This is a genomic window from Ochrobactrum sp. PL_is483, from assembly GCF_055816855.1.
The window spans coordinates 17,417-34,147 of record NZ_JBVPGS010000018.1 but is presented as its reverse complement, the minus strand read 5'-3'; the positions used below and the strand labels follow the sequence as shown (position 1 = coordinate 34,147).

Genomic DNA, 16,731 nt, shown 5'->3' with positions numbered 1-16,731 from the left:
CGGCTTCAATCCGCACGATCTTCCAAAATCTACACATCACCCGGTTTCTTGAAGCGGATGTGAATATTGTCGCCTGCGAGGTCGAAGCCTGCATAGTTGCGCTGGAAAGCGATGAGCGCGTCGTTGACGCCCTTTGAATAGTCGTCTTCCTGCACGTCGATATGGTGCCGGTAGATGATCCTGTCGTCCTTATAGAATATAACCTGACCTTCCATAACAGCCTCCTTCTGATGAAGCGCAGAACAGAAATCCGTCAGCGGTTTCAATGTTCTACAATATGGGCCTATGGCTGAAGTGGCGCCAAAAGGCACTTATCCAGACGGGATATCTCTTTGAGATAGGCGATGGGGCGCGGGTTTCAAGACGATACGGTGCCGGTTCCGGCCTTGCTCAGCTCAAGCCATGCGCGCGCGGCATGAGACAGGAATGCGCCTTTTCGCCAGATCAGTGCCAGATGCCAGCTCACATCGGCGCCCTTGATCCTGTGTATGCGCACGCCTGGATGATGCCGCTGTTCCGCAATCATTCTCGGCAGGAAGCCGATGCCCATGCCTGCAGCAACAAGCTCCACGATGAAATCAATCTGACTGGAGCGGACAGCAACGTTGGGAGAAAATCCGTGCGAACGACAAGCGTCGAGGATGATATGGTTGAGGGCAAAACCGCTCTCGAAAAGGATGAAGGGCAAGCTGGCGATATCCTGCAACGAAACGCCGTCGCCCTGCGCCACCGCGTGGCTGGTCGGAAGCAGCGCAACAACCGGTTCGCATCGCACATCCTGCCATTCGAAACTGTCTGCGACCGGGAGGAGCGAAGCTGCGAGTTCCACATCCCCGGCAAGCAGAAGCTCCTCAAGCCTTCGGCTGCCATGCTCGACCAGTTGAATGTCAATCTCGGGATAAAGCTTCGTATAGGCGGCAAACACAGGCGCGAAAAGCACGCTGGACCCGATCGGCGGCAGGCCGAGTTTCAGGAGGCCACGCTTGAGGCCGCGCAGTTCATCAAGCTCGGCCAGCATGTCGTCCCTTTCGGCCAGCATCGCAATTGCGCGCCGAAAGACGATCTCACCTGCTGTCGTGAGGCGGGAGGGCGAGATTTCGCGATCCAGCAGAACCAGCCCCAGCTCATCCTCAAGCTGCCTGACCGCCTTGCTGACGGTAGACTGGGTCGCGTTGATGGTTTTTGCGGCGGCGGAAAAACCGCCTTGCCGCACCACTTCGACAAAAGCCTGGAAGCTGCGCAAGTTCATGAGCTATTCTATTACGGAATGGCTGCAATGAAATCAATTCATTTCTAGAATAGAGATGAAGAGCTTATATTCCCTGGTGAAAATGCCTCCGTTCCCATTGGAAAAGCCATGAACGCCCACAGCCTCCTGATCCGGTTTCGTTACGCCCTGCATCACAGCCGCCTGATGCAGATCGCGACGCTGGTCGGCTTCTGGCTGGCGGGCGAGCTGTTTGTCCGGCTCGTCGGACTGCCTCTTCCGGGCGGCATTGTGGGTATGGGGCTGGTGCTGGCGCTGCTTTTGAGTGGGCGTATCAGCCTGTTCAGCATGAAGCGCGGAGCAGAATGGTTTCTGGCTGAAATGTTGCTCTTTTTTGTTCCCGCAGTGCTCGCAGTTCTTGAGCATCGGGAGCTGATAGGACTGCTTGGCCTCAAAATCATGGCTGTAATCTTGCTGGGCACATTGACGGTCATGAGTGTTACCGCATTGACGGTCGATCTCTGCTACCGCTGGAGCCTGCGTTATGTCGCTAAGTAATCCGCTTGTAGCGACACTTTTCTGGTCCGCCGCAACGATCCTGCTTTATCTTGCCGCCAAGCGTGTCTATCGCCGCTTTCCCATGTGGTGGCTGACACCGCTTGCCGTCACGCCCTTGCTGCTGATGGCGCTGGTCATTGGGCTCAATCAGAATTATCGCGGCTATTTCAGCGCCACCCATTGGCTGGTCGCGCTTCTTGGGCCTGCAACAGTGGCTTTTGCAATCCCGATTTACCAGCAGCGCGCCACGATCCGTCGCTATTGGCCGGTTCTTCTGGCAGGCGTGGTCGTCGGAAGTTCCTCTGCCATGGCATCGGCCTGGGGGCTGGCGCATCTGCTGGGACTGAATGAAGCAATCAGCCTGAGCCTCATGCCGCGCTCGATGAGCACGCCCTTTGCGATGACTGTCTCGGGCGACATCGGTGGCACGCCGGACCTGACTGCGATCTTTGTGGTTCTCACCGGCGTATTCGGCGCGGCGCTCGGTGAAGTCATGCTCAACTGGCTGCCGATCCGCTCTACATTGGCGCGCGGCGCTCTTTTCGGCATGGGCGCACACGGCGCTGGCGTGGCCAAGGCCCACCAGATCGGCAGTGAAGAAGGTTCGATCGCCGGGCTGGTCATGGTACTGGTCGGGCTGGTGAATGTACTTGCCGCACCCTTGATTGCCCATTTTCTGTAAACACCTGATTTTCAAGGATGAGTCTGCTTCCAACCCGAGCGCCAGCGTCTTTGCATAACTGATATGCATTAATGGCCGTTGCCGCAGGCGAGGGAGCCGGGTAAACATCTGTTCATCGAGTTCACTCCTCCTCCCAGAACTCGATAAGGAATACGGCACTCCTCCTCCCAAGCCGTATTCAAGATCAGGCCGCGCATCCTCCTCCCGCGCGGCCTTTTTCTTTTTCAACTCTCCAGTATTTCCACTTCGTTTTCGCTCCATGCGTTGACAATGCGTAACCGCGCGTCCCCATAGGCAAGCCGCAGCATCTGGTCTATTTCTGGTGCAAGTTCTAAATCGGGGAGACAGCGTCCATGACAAGCGGCATCCACCACATCACCCTCATCACCCGAAAAGTGCAGGCGAACGTCGATTTCTATGTCGGCTTTCTGGGATTGCGTATCGTCAAGCAAACGGGCGGGTTTGAAGATGCCGAGCAGTTGCATCTGTTCTATGGCGACCGTTCGGGCACACCCGGATCATTGATAACGTTTCTGGTGTGGGAGGACGGCTCCAGGGGGCGTGTCGGCCACGGGCAGGTCAGTGAAATTGCGCTCGCGATTGATCGCACCGCCATCGGTTTCTGGCTTGAGCGCGCCTTGCGCTATCATGTGCCGTCCGAAGGGCCGGTTCAGGAATTCGGTGAACCTGTCCTGCGCCTGCGTGACCCGGACGGTGTGATCGTCAAGCTGGTCGGCTGCGATCTTGCCGCCAACGATGCGTGGGAAAGCGAAGGCATTCCAGCAGCTTTCGCGGTCAGGCGCCTGCGTGCCGCGACCATTCTGTCCGAAGCGCCGGAACAGACCTCCGGTTTCATCGAGCGCTATTTCGGTTTCAGGCCTTCGGCCAAAGAAGGCACGATAGATCGCCTTCTCTCGGATTCTGGCGATGCCATCGATGTGCGCGATGCAGGTGGTTTCTGGCCGGGCATTCCCGGTGCGGGAATTGCCGATCATGTGGCTTTCCGTGCCGCCGATATGGGTGACGTGGAAAAGGCCGAGAAGGAATTGTCGAAGCTGAATTCCAGCGCCGTCAATGTTCACGACCGCAAATATTTCACGTCGCTCTATGTACGCGAGCCCGCCGGAACGCTGTTCGAATTTGCAACCGATGCACCGGGCTTCACGATAGACGAGCCTGTTGAGATACTGGGGGAGTTTCTGTTCGTGCCGCCGGGCAATGAGGAAAAGGCTGATGCTATCCGGGCGCGGATGCCGCAATTTGCCCTGCCGGGCGAAGAGCGCGTCATCTATCGCGACCTGCCTTTCGTTCACCGGATACACCAGCCCGAAGATCCGGATGGCAGTACGCTGGTGCTCTTGCACGGTACTGGCGGGAACGAAAATGACCTGATGCCTTTCGCCCGCAAGGCCGCGCCGCGCGCGACGCTTCTGGGCGTGCGTGGACGCAGCACGGAAGAGGGCATCCAGCGCTGGTTTCGCCGCTTCGATCTGAAAAAATTCGATCAGGCCGACATCCGTTTTGAAGCACAGGCGTTCGAGGCTTTTGTCGAGGGCGCCGCCGCCGCTTATGGCATCGACCTGAGCCGGACGGCGTTTATCGGTAACTCCAACGGCGCTAATCTGTTGGCTGCATTCATGCGTCTTCACCCGCATGTAGTTCGCACGGCGGTTCTTCTGCGCGGTCAGGAGGTTCTCGAAGAGCAGCCCGAAGGGGCGGATTTGTCGGACGCTTCGGTGCTTCTGATGAATGGCGCTTCCGATCCCTTTGGGGATGGGAGCGGAACGCTGGAAAAAGTTCTGAAAGACGATGGAGCTGCGCTCACGGTAAGCACGGTTGAAGCCGGGCATGCTCTCATAGATGAAGACATCCGCATCGCGGGCGACTGGCTTCGCGACAAGATATAAACAACAAGGGCTGCGGAGAATTCCGCAGCCCTTGTACTATGTTTTAATGAACTGGACTGGTTAAGCCCCTGCCGCGATTGAGCATTTTCAGGGCGTGATGCATTGGCATCTTAGCGCCCTGATATTGTTGCATTAATCGAGCGGTTTCAGGCTTCGCTCGATGGCTTCGCGTTTTCCTTCAAGGAAAGGCGGGAGCGACAAGCTTTCGCCGAGACTTTCGAGCGGTTCGTCAACCGCGAAGCCGGGACCGTCGGTCGCGATCTCGAACAGGATGCCATTCGGCTCACGGAAGTAGAGCGAGCGGAAATAGTAGCGTTCGACTTCGCCGCTTGACGGCATACGCACGGACCGCAGACGATCCACCCATTCCTGCATGCTTTCCTGATCGGGCGTGCGGAATGCAACATGGTGAACCGCACCCGCACCCTGCCATGCGGTTGGCAGGTTCGGCTGTACCGCGACATGCAGTTCCGCTGCGGCACCGCCCGGGCCCATGGAGAAGATATGGACGTGACCTTCACCATCGGGAGAAACATAGTCGCCCGTCTGGCGCATGTTCATGACCTTTTCCAGAATGATCTGGGTCGGTGCCAGTTCGGGAACGCTGAGCGTGATCGGTCCGAGCCCGCGGATCTGGCGTTCTGCGGGAACAGGGCTCCTGTCCCAGCTATGCGCTTCGCCCGCCCCGCCATCGTCGGTCAGGCGCAGGCGCTGTCCTTCCGGGTCCTCGAAGTCTAAAACGGCCCGTCCTGCAACTTCGAAAATATCGCCTGCCTGGATTCCTTTATCGTTCAGGTGCTTGCGCCACCATTCCAGACTTTCGACTCCGTTGACGCGCAGGCCCGTCCGGGCGACGCTGTTCGTGCCGCGCTGTTCACGCTGCACCGGCCAGTCGAAAAACGTTATGTCGGTGCCGGGCGAGGCCAGACCATCCGCATAGAAGAGGTGATACGCGCTTGTATCGTCCTGATTGACGGTCTTCTTGACCAGCCTCAGCCCAAGCGTGTCGGTATAAAAGCGCCGGTTGCCGGGCGCGTCGGCGGTAATGGCTGTCAGATGGTGCAGCCCTGTCAGTTCCAATGCCATAGTGTGCCTCCTTTGGAAGCGGAGTTGCTGTTGGCGGATATATCGGACTGTGCTGACCAAGAGGAAAGTATCACGTGTTGAACAGTGTGTAACCCATAAGCCGCAATCGCCCTGCGTTCCGACAATGGTGGATAATTGGGGCTTGGCAGAAAGTTTCACGTAAAGAATATATTAACCTTCAAGATTCCGGTGTAAGAGGCCTGCTGGCGTAGCGTTGAGGGAGTTTGGTTTTGCGGCGCATTTTTTCTCGGACTGCCCCTGCGTTGCTTGTTCTGATGTCTCTGCTCGCCGGTTGTGCCAGTCGGCCTGAAGGTGTGCTCGTCCCCATTGGCGATGTCGCTTCTCCCGGCACGACCAAGGTCAACCTTGTCGTTGCAACCACGCGCCGCCCATCCGATAATCCGGGCATACTTTTCTCCGGCGAGCGCGACAAGCTTGTGTCGCTCAACGAGATCGTCGTGTCCATTCCGCCGGAAAAGAACCGCAAGGCGGGTGAAGTGCAGTGGCCGAAGAAGCTGCCGCCCAATCCGCAGACAGATTTCACCACCGTCAGCGTGACGCCAGTCAAGACCGATGTGGAAATGGCAGGCTGGGTCCGTCCTCATCTCACCAAGAGCCGCCGCGTGATGGTTTTCGTGCACGGCTTCAACAATACGTTTGAGGATTCCGTCTATCGCTTTGCCCAGATCGTGCATGATTCCGGTGCCGATGTCGCGCCGGTGATCTTCACCTGGCCGTCGCGCGCCAGCGTGTTCGACTATAATTACGACAAGGAAAGCACAAACTATTCCCGCGATGCGCTGGAGCAGATTCTGCGCGCCATCGCGCGTGAGCCGGAGGTCAAGGATATTACCGTCATGGCCCACTCAATGGGGAGCTGGCTGACGGTTGAAGCCCTGCGGCAGATGGCGATCCGCGATGGCCGCGTGAACGCGAAGGTAACGGACGTCATTCTGGCGTCGCCCGATCTCGACGTCGATGTGTTTTCGAAGCAGTTTCTTGCCATGGGCAAGGAGCATCCGCGCTTCACATTGTTCACCTCCCGGGATGACAAGGCGCTGGCATTGTCACGGCGTATTTCGGGCAATATTGACCGTCTCGGCCAGATCGACCCGTCGGTTGAGCCGTATCGATCCGAGCTGGAAAAAGCAGGCATTACCGTTATCGACCTGACGCAGCTGAAGGCGGGAGACCGTCTCAACCATGGCAAGTTTGCCGCAAGCCCGGAAGTCGTGCAGCTGATCGGTCAGCGCCTTGTTGCCGGTCAGACCATCACGGACTCGCAGGTTGGTCTCGGTGACCGGCTGGGCGCGGTGGCAATCGGTACGGCACAGGGTGTCGGCACGGCAGCTTCGCTGGTGGTGACAGCGCCGATTGCCGTGTTCGATCCGAACACACGCAAAACCTACGACGAACAGATTGATCGTTTCGGTCGCGCTGTCGGCAATACGGTCGGTGCCGTGACGATCCCGACGCAGTAAGTGCTAGGAGTTGTCATATTTGAGCTGACGCTGTAGGACTCGCGGCCAGAAAATTCGGGCCGCGAGGAGGACCTCATGCAGATCATCCGCACCATTGAGGAATTGCGTCAGGCTTTGACGCCCGCAAGAAGGGCCGGAAAACGCATCGGTTTCGTGCCGACCATGGGCTATCTCCATAAAGGCCATCTGGAACTGGTTCATCGGTCGCGCGCCGACAATGACGTGACGGTTGTGTCGATCTTCGTTAATCCGCTGCAATTTGGCGCCAATGAAGATCTCGACAAATATCCGCGCGATCTGGAGCGCGACGCAGCTCTCCTGCGCGGAGCAGAGGTCGATTACCTCTTCGCGCCAGCCGTCAGCGACATGTATCCACGCCCGATGCAAACCGTGGTGGATGTGCCGACGCTTGGCAACCAGATGGAAGGCGAGGCGCGTCCCGGCCATTTTGCCGGTGTTGCGACCGTAGTGAGCAAGCTCTTCAATATCGTTGGTCCCGATGCCGCCTATTTCGGCGAAAAGGATTTTCAGCAGCTCGTCATTATCCGCCGCATGGTGGACGATATGGCCATTCCGGTGCGCATCGTCGGTGTCGAAACGGTGCGCGAGGATGATGGTCTCGCCTGTTCGTCCCGTAATGTCTATCTGACGCCGGAACAGCGCGCCGCCGCTATCATTGTGCCAAAAGCACTGGACGAGGCTGAACGGCTTTATCGTTCCGGCATGGACGATCCTGATACGCTGGAAGCGGCAATCCGCGCCTTCATCTCTACTGAACCGCTGGCTACGCCCGAAGTGGTGGCGCTGCGCGATCCCGATACACTGGAACGCGTGACGGCGGTGCAGGGACGTCCGGTGCTGCTTGCGCTGTTCGTGCGGTTCGGCACCACGCGGCTCCTTGATAATCGTGTTATTGCGCATGTCGCACAGGAACGGGCGGCCTGAGATGAGTGCCCCCGTCAAGCAAAAGCGACTGACGCCCAAGGCCATTTCCGCCCTCAAGGGCGAACGCCCCATTGTCAGCCTCACCGCTTATACGACGCCGATTGCGCGGCTGCTCGATCCGCATTGCGACCTGTTGCTGGTGGGAGACTCACTGGGCATGGTGCTCTACGGCATGGATTCCACCCTTGCCGTGACGCTCGACATGATGATCGCCCACGGACAGGCGGTGATGCGCGGCGTCGAGAGCGCCTGCGTTATTGTCGATATGCCGTTCGGTTCCTATCAGGAATCGAAGGAACAGGCGTTCCGCAATGCCGCCCGCGTGATGCAGGAAACCGGCTGTGACGGCGTCAAACTCGAAGGTGGCGAGGAAATGGCCGAAACGGTCGATTTTCTGGTGCGTCGCGGCATTCCCGTGTTCGGTCATGTCGGGCTTATGCCGCAACAGGTCAACACGGTTGGCGGTTTTCGCTCGCTTGGGCGCGGCGATGAAGAGGCCGACCGCATTCGCCGCGATGCGCAGGCCATTGCCGATGCCGGTGCCTTTGCGCTGGTTATCGAAGGTACGGTCGAGCCGCTGGCGCGTGAGATCACTGCATCGCTTGCCATCCCCACAGTCGGCATTGGGGCATCTGCTGCCTGCGATGGGCAGATATTGGTCTCCGACGACATGCTGGGGCTGTTTCAGGATTTCACGCCGCGCTTCGTGAAGCGTTTCGCGCATTTGGCGCCGCAGGTGTCCGATGCGGCAAAGGCCTACGCAGAAGAGGTGCGGGCGCGCGCATTTCCGGGGCCGGAGCATGTTTTTGGCGCGAAACCGAAAGCCTAACCCCTAAATTCTGTGCCGTATGGCGGTAGCGCCTTGTAATTATTCGTCAATCGCGTTCAATGTCGGGAGTGTTTTCCGGAGTTGCCGTGACTGACGATATTGCCCATACCGAATTGATAGCCGTGCTGGCAGCTGTTACCGGCGAACAGCCGCGCGTCATGACCGTGCGGCAGGGGCAGGCTCTGCCGTCCGGCCCGTTCGAAAGCGAGCACCGTTCTTTGCAGTCGGGCCTGCGCGCCTGGGTGCAGTCGGAAACCGCCCATCCGGTCGGTTATCTGGAGCAGCTCTACACCTTTGCCGATCGTGACCGCCATGCGCAGGGCGAGCGCATCATCTCGATCAGCTATCTTGGCCTTGTGCGTGAAAGCGATGCGGCTGCGGGGCAGGCGGGATGGCGCGGCTGGTATGATTATCTGCCGTGGGAAGATCACCGTCAGGGCGAACCGGCCATCATGGAGCATCTCAACAATGCCTTGCTCGTCTGGGCCTACCGGGCTGAAACGCCGGAACTGACGGCGCAGCGCATGCGGCGGATCGCCTTCACTTTCGGCTTTGAGAGCGGAGATTGGAGCGGGCGCTGGAATGAAGACCTCGTACTCCAGCGTTACGAGCTTCTTTACGAGGCTGGCCTGGTGGCGGAGGCCGGCATGCAGGAAGACGAGAACGGCCGTTCCATGTTCGCCGATCATCGCCGCATCCTTGCCACTGCGATTGCGCGGCTGCGCGCCAAGATCAAGTATCGTCCGGTGGTGTTTGAGCTGATGCCGGAAAGTTTCACCCTCCTGCAATTGCAGCGAACCGTCGAAGCGCTGGCGGGGCTGCGTCTGCACAAGCAGAATTTCCGCCGCCTGATCGAACAGCAGGATCTCGTCGAGGAAACCGGCGAAAGCGACAGCGAAACCGGGGGTCGCCCGGCAAAATTGTTCCGTTTCCGCTACTCGATTGTCGAAGAACGTGCCCTTTCCGAGCGTCATCTGGCCGGAGCCAAGCTGCCAATTTCTCGCGATTGACAATATACTCGAATCGAGTATAAGTTCGTGAACACGAAATACTCAAATTGAGTATAATTGGTAGGCAAGCATTTCCAGCAAAAGTGCGAAGCGGTTTTGCGCGGGACAATGCGTAAGTGACCTTGGAGATCCAGCCGTGAACGATCATGTTCCCGTCTCGCAACTTTATGACCGCGTGGCCAAGGTGTTGCCAAAGGCAGAGTGGCTCGGCTTCGAGGACGATGTCGCGGCCATCCTTGAGCTGAAGAAAAAGCGCAACGCGGTCATCCTTGCGCATAACTACCAGACGCCGGAAATCTTCCATTGCGTGGCCGATATTGTCGGCGACAGCCTCGCGTTGGCGCGCAAGGCGGCGGAAGTCGATGCCGATGTGATCGTGCTGGCAGGCGTGCATTTCATGGCCGAGACGGCCAAGCTGCTCAATCCCGGCAAGACGGTGCTGATCCCCGATATGGCTGCGGGCTGTTCGCTGGCCGACAGCATCACGCCGGAAGATGTGGCGCTTCTGCGAGAAGCACATCCCGGCGTGCCGATCATCACCTATGTCAACACGTCCGCTGCGGTGAAGGCGGCATCCGACATTTGCTGCACTTCCGGCAATGCCAAAAAGGTCGTGGAGTCACTTGGCGTGCCGCGCGTGCTGATGATCCCTGATGAATTTCTGGCGCAGAACGTTGCGCGTGAAACCAACGTCGAAATTCTCGCCTGGCATGGCCATTGCGAGGTGCATGAGCGTTTTACTCCCGATGATATCCGCGAACTGCGCGACAGCCATCCGGGCGTCATGGTTCTGGCCCATCCCGAATGTCCGCCGGAAGTGGTGGAAGCCGCCGATTTCGCCGGTTCCACGGCGGTCATGTCCGACTATGTTGGCGAGAAGAAGCCGCAGCGCGTCGTGCTTTTGACCGAATGCTCGATGAGCGACAATGTCGCCGTCGATCACCCCGACGTCGAGTTCATCCGCCCGTGCAATCTATGTCCGCATATGAAGCGGATCACACTCGCCAATATCCGCGATGCACTGGAAAACAATCGCCATGAGGTGACCGTCGATGCAGCATTGATGGAGCCTGCCCGGCGCGCCGTCGAACGGATGTTGATGGTATGAATACGGCCCCGGTCCTCATCATCGGCAGCGGCCTCGCCGGGCTGATGACGGCGCTGACGCTATCTCCGCAGCCAGTGCTGCTGGTGACAGCGGGAAGCCTAGGGCTTTCCGGTTCCAGTACGCTGGCGCAAGGCGGCATTGCCGCAAGCGTTGGCGCGGATGACAGCGCGGCCCTGCATCTGGCCGATACGATTGCGGCAGGCGATGGCCTGTGCGACGCGGCCGTGGCTGCCGAAATCGTTGCGGCGGGCACCGAAGTGATCGCGGCGCTGGAAGCTTATGGCGTGCGTTTCGACCGCAAGGCCGATGGATCGTTTTCGCTCGGTCTGGAGGCGGCGCACAGCCGCCATCGCATTGTGCATGTTGATGGCGATGCGACAGGCGCGGCCATTATGCGCGTATTGGCGCAGAAAGTGCTGGCCACGCCGTCCATCACTGTCATGGAAAACACCCGCGCCCTGCGGCTCATCAGGCAGGATGGCCGTGTCGTCGGTGCCTGCCTCGAAAATGTAGGCCCGGTTGCCGCGCGCGCCGTGGTTCTGGCGACCGGCGGGATCGGCGGGCTTTATAACGCAACAACCACGCCGCTTGGCAATCTGGGGCAGGGTGCTGCTCTGGCAGGCCGCGCAGGCGCTGTGTTTGCCGATATGGAATTCGTGCAGTTTCACCCGACCGCGCTTGCAGTCTCGACACCGCGTTTGCCGCTGGTCAGCGAAGCGGTGCGCGGCGAGGGCGCCACGCTCGTCAACGATCGCGGCGAGCGGTTCATGGCCGACATTCCGGGCAAAGAGTTGGCCTCTCGCGATGTGGTCGCCCGCGCCATCGGCAGCGAGATCGCGCAAGGGCGCAAGGTTTTTCTGGATGCGCGTGCGGCTCTGGGCAAGCGTTTCGCAACCCGTTTTCCCGGTATCGACGCGCTTTGCAAGCAGCATGGCGTCGATCCCTCCAAGGATATGATCCCGGTCAGGCCAGCCACCCATTATCACATGGGCGGCATCAAGACCGACGCGAATGGGCGCAGTAGCTTGCCGGGTCTCTGGGCCGTGGGCGAAGCGGCCTGCACCGGCCTGCATGGCGCGAACCGGCTTGCCAGCAATTCGCTGCTCGAAGCTGCCGTCATGGGCCTGCGGGCCGCCCGTGCGCTTGGTGATGAGGATGCGGTTGCCGTGCGGCATCCCCTGCCGGTCAGCCTGCCGCAAAATGCCAGTCCCGAATGGGTGCGGCGCGTTGTTTCCCGTCATCTTGGCCTGCTGCGTGATGAAGAAGGTTTGCTCTCTGCAATCACCACCCTTCTCCCAATCGCGGAGACCGACGATGCCGCAGCCGTGGCGCTGGTCGCCGCGGTTGCGGCATTTGACCGATGCGAGTCGCGCGGCAGCCACGCCCGCACCGACTATCCCGGCAAAAGCGCGAACTCGGCCCGCAGCTTTTTCACCTTTTCGGCAGCTTTTGCTCTGGCTCGCGAAATTACCGCGCCTCACCCTGTTACAAGGACTGCTTGATGAACCTGCCGCGCCTGTCTCCGCTTGTCGTCGAACCGCTGGTGCGCGCCGCACTTCTGGAAGATCTGGGCCTTGCTGGCGACATAACCAGCAATGCGGTGGTGCCGGAGGACCACCGCTCGGCCATGCTGTTCCGCCTGCGGCAGCCGGGCGTCGTCGCCGGGCTTGATGTGGCGGAAATGGCGTTTCGTCTGGTCGATCCAGAGGTCACGTTCGAACGTCTGGCGCGGGATGGGCAGTCTCTTGAAAAAGGGGCCGATGTCGCCCGTGTTTCGGGTTCGTCCCGCTCTATTCTGGCGGGTGAGCGCACCGCGCTCAATTTCCTCGGCCACCTGTCCGGTATCGCCACCGCCACGGCCAATCTGGTGAAGGCGGTCGCCGGAACCAGAGCATCCATCGTCTGCACGCGCAAGACGATGCCGGGGCTGCGTGCCTTGCAGAAATATGCGGTGAGGGCGGGCGGCGGCATGAACCACCGTTTCGCGCTCTATGATGCAGTGCTCATCAAGGACAACCACATCGCGGTCGCTGGCGGCGTGCGCGAGGCCATCGAGCGCGCCAAGGCTGGCGCCGGTCACATGGTCAAGATCGAGGTCGAAGTTGATACGCTGGAACAGCTTGATGAGGCCATGACCGTCGGTGTGGACGCAGTTCTGCTCGACAATATGTCACCGGCGCAATTGCGCGAGGCTGTATCGATCATCGATGGCCGTGCTATCTCCGAAGCTTCGGGCGGCATCACACCCGAAACGGTGGCGGCTGTGGCGGCAAGCGGGGTTGATCTGATTTCGGTGGGCTGGACGACGCACAGCGCGCTAAACCTCGATATCGGGCTCGATTTTGAGTTGAATGGATAGGGGGCATTTTCGAGACTTTTCGACAAAATAGCCGGGCGGATGGATCACGTCCTCCGGACACCGAAATGACTGGCGATCTGCTGCGTCGAGCCGCTCTTGTCATCCAAGGGCCATTTCCATAGGCGAAAGCCCGCAATCCCTCCAAAATACCCAGCTTCTTTCGCTGCAAAACCCAACCCCCGCGCCGGGGATGGGGCTTGAGGCTTGGGGTTTGCCAGTCCGCGCCCACTGCTCCCAAATTCAGCCAGGAAACTCCTCTTCAAAAACATGATTGAATTATTCATATTTTCGTGCCAAAAAATGACTGACTGATAGTCAGTCATGAGTCGTGCGGCGGTTCGGACATCTGCTTGTGTGCGTGCCGGTTGCCGGATCGTCGTCACGGCTCAAGGCAGCTTTCGTTGCTGCGAATTTCGTGAATATCGAGCAGGAGGGGAGCGTAATGCTTCACCATATGGAAAACTGGCCATACGTCGTCACCCTGTCGAAGGGCGCATCGACCATGGATGAGACACGTGAATTCTTCGATATCTGGAACCGCTGGCTTGATGAGGGGAAACCCTTTGTCACAATCCGCCGCTTTCTGGATGAAGATGCCCTGGCGCATCCCGAAGGTTCGGCCCGTGAAGTCAAGCAATGGTTCCAGCAGAATGCGCAGCGCATTCGCCAGCAGGTGCTGGGCATGGTGAACATCGTGCCGGAATCTGTTTATGAACAGGCAAGCCGCATGGATGCTGAAAAACTGTTCCGCGTTCCGGCTGGCACATTCTCCAATGTGGAGGCGGCGTTGCACTGGCTGGAGGATCGCGTTGTGCGACCAAACAGGCTTGCTTTTGACAGGGCGGCAATCCGGGATAAATTGGCGGCATCCTGAGTTCCGGAGACTGATTTGCCGTCAACTGCCATTAAGCCCAAGCCCCGCACCAAACCAGCTGAAATACGTCGCGAAGAACTGATGGCGGCAGCCGAAGCCCTTTTTCTGGAAAGGGGCTTCGCCGCGACGAGCGTGGATGAGATTGTCCGTCTTGCCGATGTTGCAAAAGGCACGTTTTATCTGCATTTTCGCAGCAAGGATGACATCCTGATCGCCCTGCGGCAGCGATTTATTGACGGTTTCTGCGAAGGGCTGGAGCGTCAACTGGGCCAATATCCGGCTGATGACTGGCACGGAAAGCTGGTAGCGTGGGCTGAGACAGGCATTGCCGGTTATCTGGACAATTACAAACTCCACGACATGGTGTTTCATGATTTTCATCCGCCCATGCGGCGTATGAAGCAGGAAAATCCGGCAGTCGTCCGGCTTGATGCATTGTTGACCAGCGGCAAGGCTGCGGGCGCATGGAAAATCGCCGATACCCGTCTGACTGCGGTGCTTCTGTTTAATGCACTGCACGGTGCAGTCGACGAGATTATCTCAAACCCGGATATGATGGACCGTGCGGAAATGGTGGCCGGTGTGAAGGCATTCTTCCTGCAGGCGGTGCGGGGGCAGTAATCACGCTAGAGCGGTTCCTGTTTTAACGGAACCGTTGGAACCGCTCTATCCATTTGTTTTTCCGCATTTCCGAACGCAAAACCGTTCCACATTTTTGCTGGAAATGCTCTAACACTACAGTTGCAAATTCGTCAGGCCGTGGCGAAAAGAGTGATTTTCGAGTACCGGAGCGGAGCGTACTTAAAGGTACGTGAGCACCGGAACGCAGACAAATTGCTCTTTGCAGCCCGGCATCACGAAGAATGCAACTGTAGTGCTAAAAAAGGGAAGCTCAATGCCTCCCTTTTCGGTGTTCCACTGCTGCGGGCCGCACTTACTTTTCAACGAAAGCCTTTTCGATGACGTAGTGTCCGGCTTCGCTCTGGCTGCCTTCCTTGAAACCGCGCTCTTCCAGAATCTGCTTTGTCTCGGCCAGCATTTCCGGGCTGCCGCACAGCATCATGCGGTCATCGTCGTGGTTGAATTCGGGCAGGCCGACATCGCTGAAAAGCTGTCCTGAACGAATGAGGTCGGTCAGGCGGCCACGATTCTTGTAGGGCTCACGCGTGACTGTCGGATAATAAATGAGCTGCTTCTTGACCATTTCGCCGAGGAATTCATCCTGCGGCAGTTCGTTGGAAATGAAATCCGTATAGGCAAGTTCCGCGACCTGACGCACGCCATGAACGAGGATGATCTTTTCGAAACGTTCATAGGCTTCCAGATCGCGAATGATCGACAGGAACGGCGCAAGACCGGTGCCGGTCGAGAGCAGCCAGAGATTTTTGCCCGGCTTCAGATTGTCGTAGAGCAGCGTGCCGACCGGCTTCTTGGAAAGGATGATCTGGTCGCCAACCTTCAGATGCTGGAGCTTGGAGGTCAACGGACCGTTCGGCACCTTGATTGAGAAGAATTCCAGGCCGTCTTCATAAAGGCTCGAGGCAATCGAGTAGGCGCGTGTCAGCGGCTTGCCGTTCACTTCCAGGCCCATCATGATGAACTGGCCGCTCTGGAAGCGAAATCCGGGGTCGCGCGTCGTGCGGAAGGAAAACAGCGTGTCGGTCCAGTGATGGATGTTGGTGACGGTTTCCTGATTGAAATTGCTGCTCATTTTCGGAACTGTCTCTGTCTTGCTTCTGCACCGCGTGGGAGGACGGCGCCATGGAATGGATTGTTGTTCAGTTTTTATCGGTCATTGCTGCATTTTGCCCACAGGCACGTAACTCCGTGGAGACTGCATCCGCTGCAGGCAAAACGCTTTGATCGCAATCAATACTAGCGCGTCATGCTGCCTTCAGGGTGGCTTCCGCGAATTCGTAATTGGCCAGCTTGTCGAGGAAATTCGTTACATAGTCAGGCCGACGATTACGGAAATCGAGATAATAGCTATGCTCCCAGACATCAAGCCCTAATAGTGCCTTGCCTTCGCCGGTTGCCAGCGGATTGGAGCCATTTGGCGTCTTGGTGACCTTGAGCTTGCCGTCACTGGCCAGAACCAGCCATGCCCAACCCGAACCGAACTGGCCGACGGCTGCCGTCTTGAAGGCTTCCTTGAACTGGTCGACGCTGCCGAAATCCTCAACGATCTTCTTTTCCAGCGCGCCCGGCAGGCGTCCGCCATTTGGCGACAGGTTCTGCCAGAACAGATCGTGGTTCCAATGCTGGCCGGCATTGTTGAACACGGGAGCCAGATCAGCCTTGTCCTTGGCAAACAGCACGATTTCCTCGAGCGACTTGCCCTTGAGGGCGTCGTTCTTTTCCACAAAGCCGTTGAGTGCGGTCACATAGGCCTGATGATGCTTGCCATGATGCAGCTCAAGCGTTTCCGTGCCCATTCCGACGCCTTCAAGCGCGTTGGTTGCGAAGGGAAGTGGTGGCAAAGTGAAGCTCATTTTAAAACTCCTGATCGCTTGAGCCTGATCACCGTTCAGCGTCCCGAGGGTCGCTTGCGGTGTCGACTCCGGCTTTTACGAAAGCCGGTTTGAATATTGAAAATTCAGAATTATCTTGCCTCAACGGGCTTGGTCGCCTATTTAACAAGATAATCCTTCTTTAAATAGAAAACAGCGCATATGTCAAGGAATG

Annotated in this window: 17 protein-coding genes; 12 read left to right on the top strand and 5 right to left on the bottom strand. The window is 58.4% G+C overall.

The genetic code is table 11. The annotated features are described in order from the left end of the window. Positions 1–29: 29 nt before the first annotated feature. Together AC0TNJ_RS00915 and AC0TNJ_RS00910 are read right to left on the bottom strand one after the other, a co-directional pair. The gene (locus AC0TNJ_RS00915; protein WP_122000634.1) at positions 30–215 is read right to left on the bottom strand and encodes a hypothetical protein; all 186 of its coding nucleotides are present in this window, start codon (positions 213–215) and stop codon (positions 30–32) included. A 143-nt stretch (positions 216–358) separates the two neighbouring features. Beyond that, positions 359–1,249, bottom strand: a complete 891-nt coding sequence (locus AC0TNJ_RS00910) for a LysR family transcriptional regulator (protein ID WP_473768801.1) — start codon at positions 1,247–1,249, stop codon at positions 359–361. A 108-nt stretch (positions 1,250–1,357) separates the two neighbouring features. Between AC0TNJ_RS00910 and AC0TNJ_RS00905 the strand changes: the two genes are divergently transcribed. The 3 genes from AC0TNJ_RS00905 (at position 1,358) to AC0TNJ_RS00895 (ending at position 4,354) form a co-directional block, all read left to right on the top strand. Beyond that, positions 1,358–1,765, top strand: a complete 408-nt coding sequence (locus AC0TNJ_RS00905) for a CidA/LrgA family protein (RefSeq protein ID WP_473769931.1) — start codon at positions 1,358–1,360, stop codon at positions 1,763–1,765. Further along, complete coding sequence (locus AC0TNJ_RS00900) at positions 1,752–2,447, top strand: LrgB family protein (protein ID WP_122000632.1); 696 nt, start codon at positions 1,752–1,754, stop codon at positions 2,445–2,447. The genes AC0TNJ_RS00905 and AC0TNJ_RS00900 overlap by 14 nt, the downstream gene beginning before the upstream one ends. Positions 2,448–2,800: 353 nt before the next feature. Beyond that, positions 2,801–4,354, top strand: a complete 1,554-nt coding sequence (locus AC0TNJ_RS00895; RefSeq protein WP_473769930.1) for a VOC family protein — start codon at positions 2,801–2,803, stop codon at positions 4,352–4,354. A gap of 132 nt (positions 4,355–4,486) precedes the next feature. Here AC0TNJ_RS00895 and AC0TNJ_RS00890 read toward each other — a convergent pair whose 3' ends face one another. Continuing rightward, positions 4,487–5,440, bottom strand: coding sequence for a ring-cleaving dioxygenase (locus tag AC0TNJ_RS00890; RefSeq protein ID WP_473768798.1), 954 nt, complete (start codon positions 5,438–5,440; stop codon positions 4,487–4,489). 224 nt (positions 5,441–5,664) lie between these two features. Between AC0TNJ_RS00890 and AC0TNJ_RS00885 the strand changes: the two genes are divergently transcribed. From AC0TNJ_RS00885 to AC0TNJ_RS00845, 9 genes are all read left to right on the top strand, one after another. After that, a complete protein-coding gene (locus AC0TNJ_RS00885; RefSeq protein WP_473768797.1) occupies positions 5,665–6,921 on the top strand; it encodes an alpha/beta hydrolase in 1,257 nt (418 codons plus the stop codon). A gap of 75 nt (positions 6,922–6,996) precedes the next feature. Continuing rightward, positions 6,997–7,866 (top strand): pantoate--beta-alanine ligase, encoded by an 870-nt coding sequence (gene panC / locus AC0TNJ_RS00880; RefSeq protein ID WP_473769929.1) that lies wholly within the window; start codon positions 6,997–6,999, stop codon positions 7,864–7,866. A 1-nt stretch (position 7,867) separates the two neighbouring features. Further along, positions 7,868–8,695 (top strand): 3-methyl-2-oxobutanoate hydroxymethyltransferase, encoded by an 828-nt coding sequence (gene panB / locus AC0TNJ_RS00875; RefSeq protein WP_473769928.1) that lies wholly within the window; start codon positions 7,868–7,870, stop codon positions 8,693–8,695. A gap of 59 nt (positions 8,696–8,754) precedes the next feature. Next, positions 8,755–9,705, top strand: a complete 951-nt coding sequence (locus AC0TNJ_RS00870) for an NUDIX hydrolase (RefSeq protein ID WP_473769927.1) — start codon at positions 8,755–8,757, stop codon at positions 9,703–9,705. A 136-nt stretch (positions 9,706–9,841) separates the two neighbouring features. Further along, entirely contained in the window at positions 9,842–10,813 is a 972-nt protein-coding gene (gene nadA, locus AC0TNJ_RS00865) for a quinolinate synthase NadA (RefSeq protein WP_473769926.1), read from the top strand. Then, the gene (locus AC0TNJ_RS00860) at positions 10,810–12,315 is read left to right on the top strand and encodes an L-aspartate oxidase (RefSeq protein ID WP_473769925.1); all 1,506 of its coding nucleotides are present in this window, start codon (positions 10,810–10,812) and stop codon (positions 12,313–12,315) included. Before nadA ends, AC0TNJ_RS00860 begins: the two co-directional genes overlap by 4 nt. After that, complete coding sequence (gene nadC / locus AC0TNJ_RS00855) at positions 12,315–13,172, top strand: carboxylating nicotinate-nucleotide diphosphorylase (protein ID WP_473769924.1); 858 nt, start codon at positions 12,315–12,317, stop codon at positions 13,170–13,172. The genes AC0TNJ_RS00860 and nadC overlap by 1 nt, the downstream gene beginning before the upstream one ends. A gap of 442 nt (positions 13,173–13,614) precedes the next feature. Continuing rightward, a complete protein-coding gene (locus AC0TNJ_RS00850) occupies positions 13,615–14,046 on the top strand; it encodes a hypothetical protein (RefSeq protein WP_473769923.1) in 432 nt (143 codons plus the stop codon). A gap of 81 nt (positions 14,047–14,127) precedes the next feature. Continuing rightward, the gene (locus AC0TNJ_RS00845) at positions 14,128–14,667 is read left to right on the top strand and encodes a TetR/AcrR family transcriptional regulator (RefSeq protein ID WP_473769922.1); all 540 of its coding nucleotides are present in this window, start codon (positions 14,128–14,130) and stop codon (positions 14,665–14,667) included. 313 nt (positions 14,668–14,980) lie between these two features. Here the strand turns inward: AC0TNJ_RS00845 and AC0TNJ_RS00840 are convergent, their stop codons facing one another. Continuing rightward, on the bottom strand, positions 14,981–15,757 hold the full coding sequence (locus AC0TNJ_RS00840; protein WP_473768789.1) for a ferredoxin--NADP reductase: 777 nt from the start codon (positions 15,755–15,757) through the stop codon (positions 14,981–14,983). 172 nt (positions 15,758–15,929) lie between these two features. Next, a complete protein-coding gene (locus AC0TNJ_RS00835) occupies positions 15,930–16,538 on the bottom strand; it encodes a superoxide dismutase (RefSeq protein ID WP_473768788.1) in 609 nt (202 codons plus the stop codon). Between the last annotated feature and the right edge of the window lie 193 nt (positions 16,539–16,731).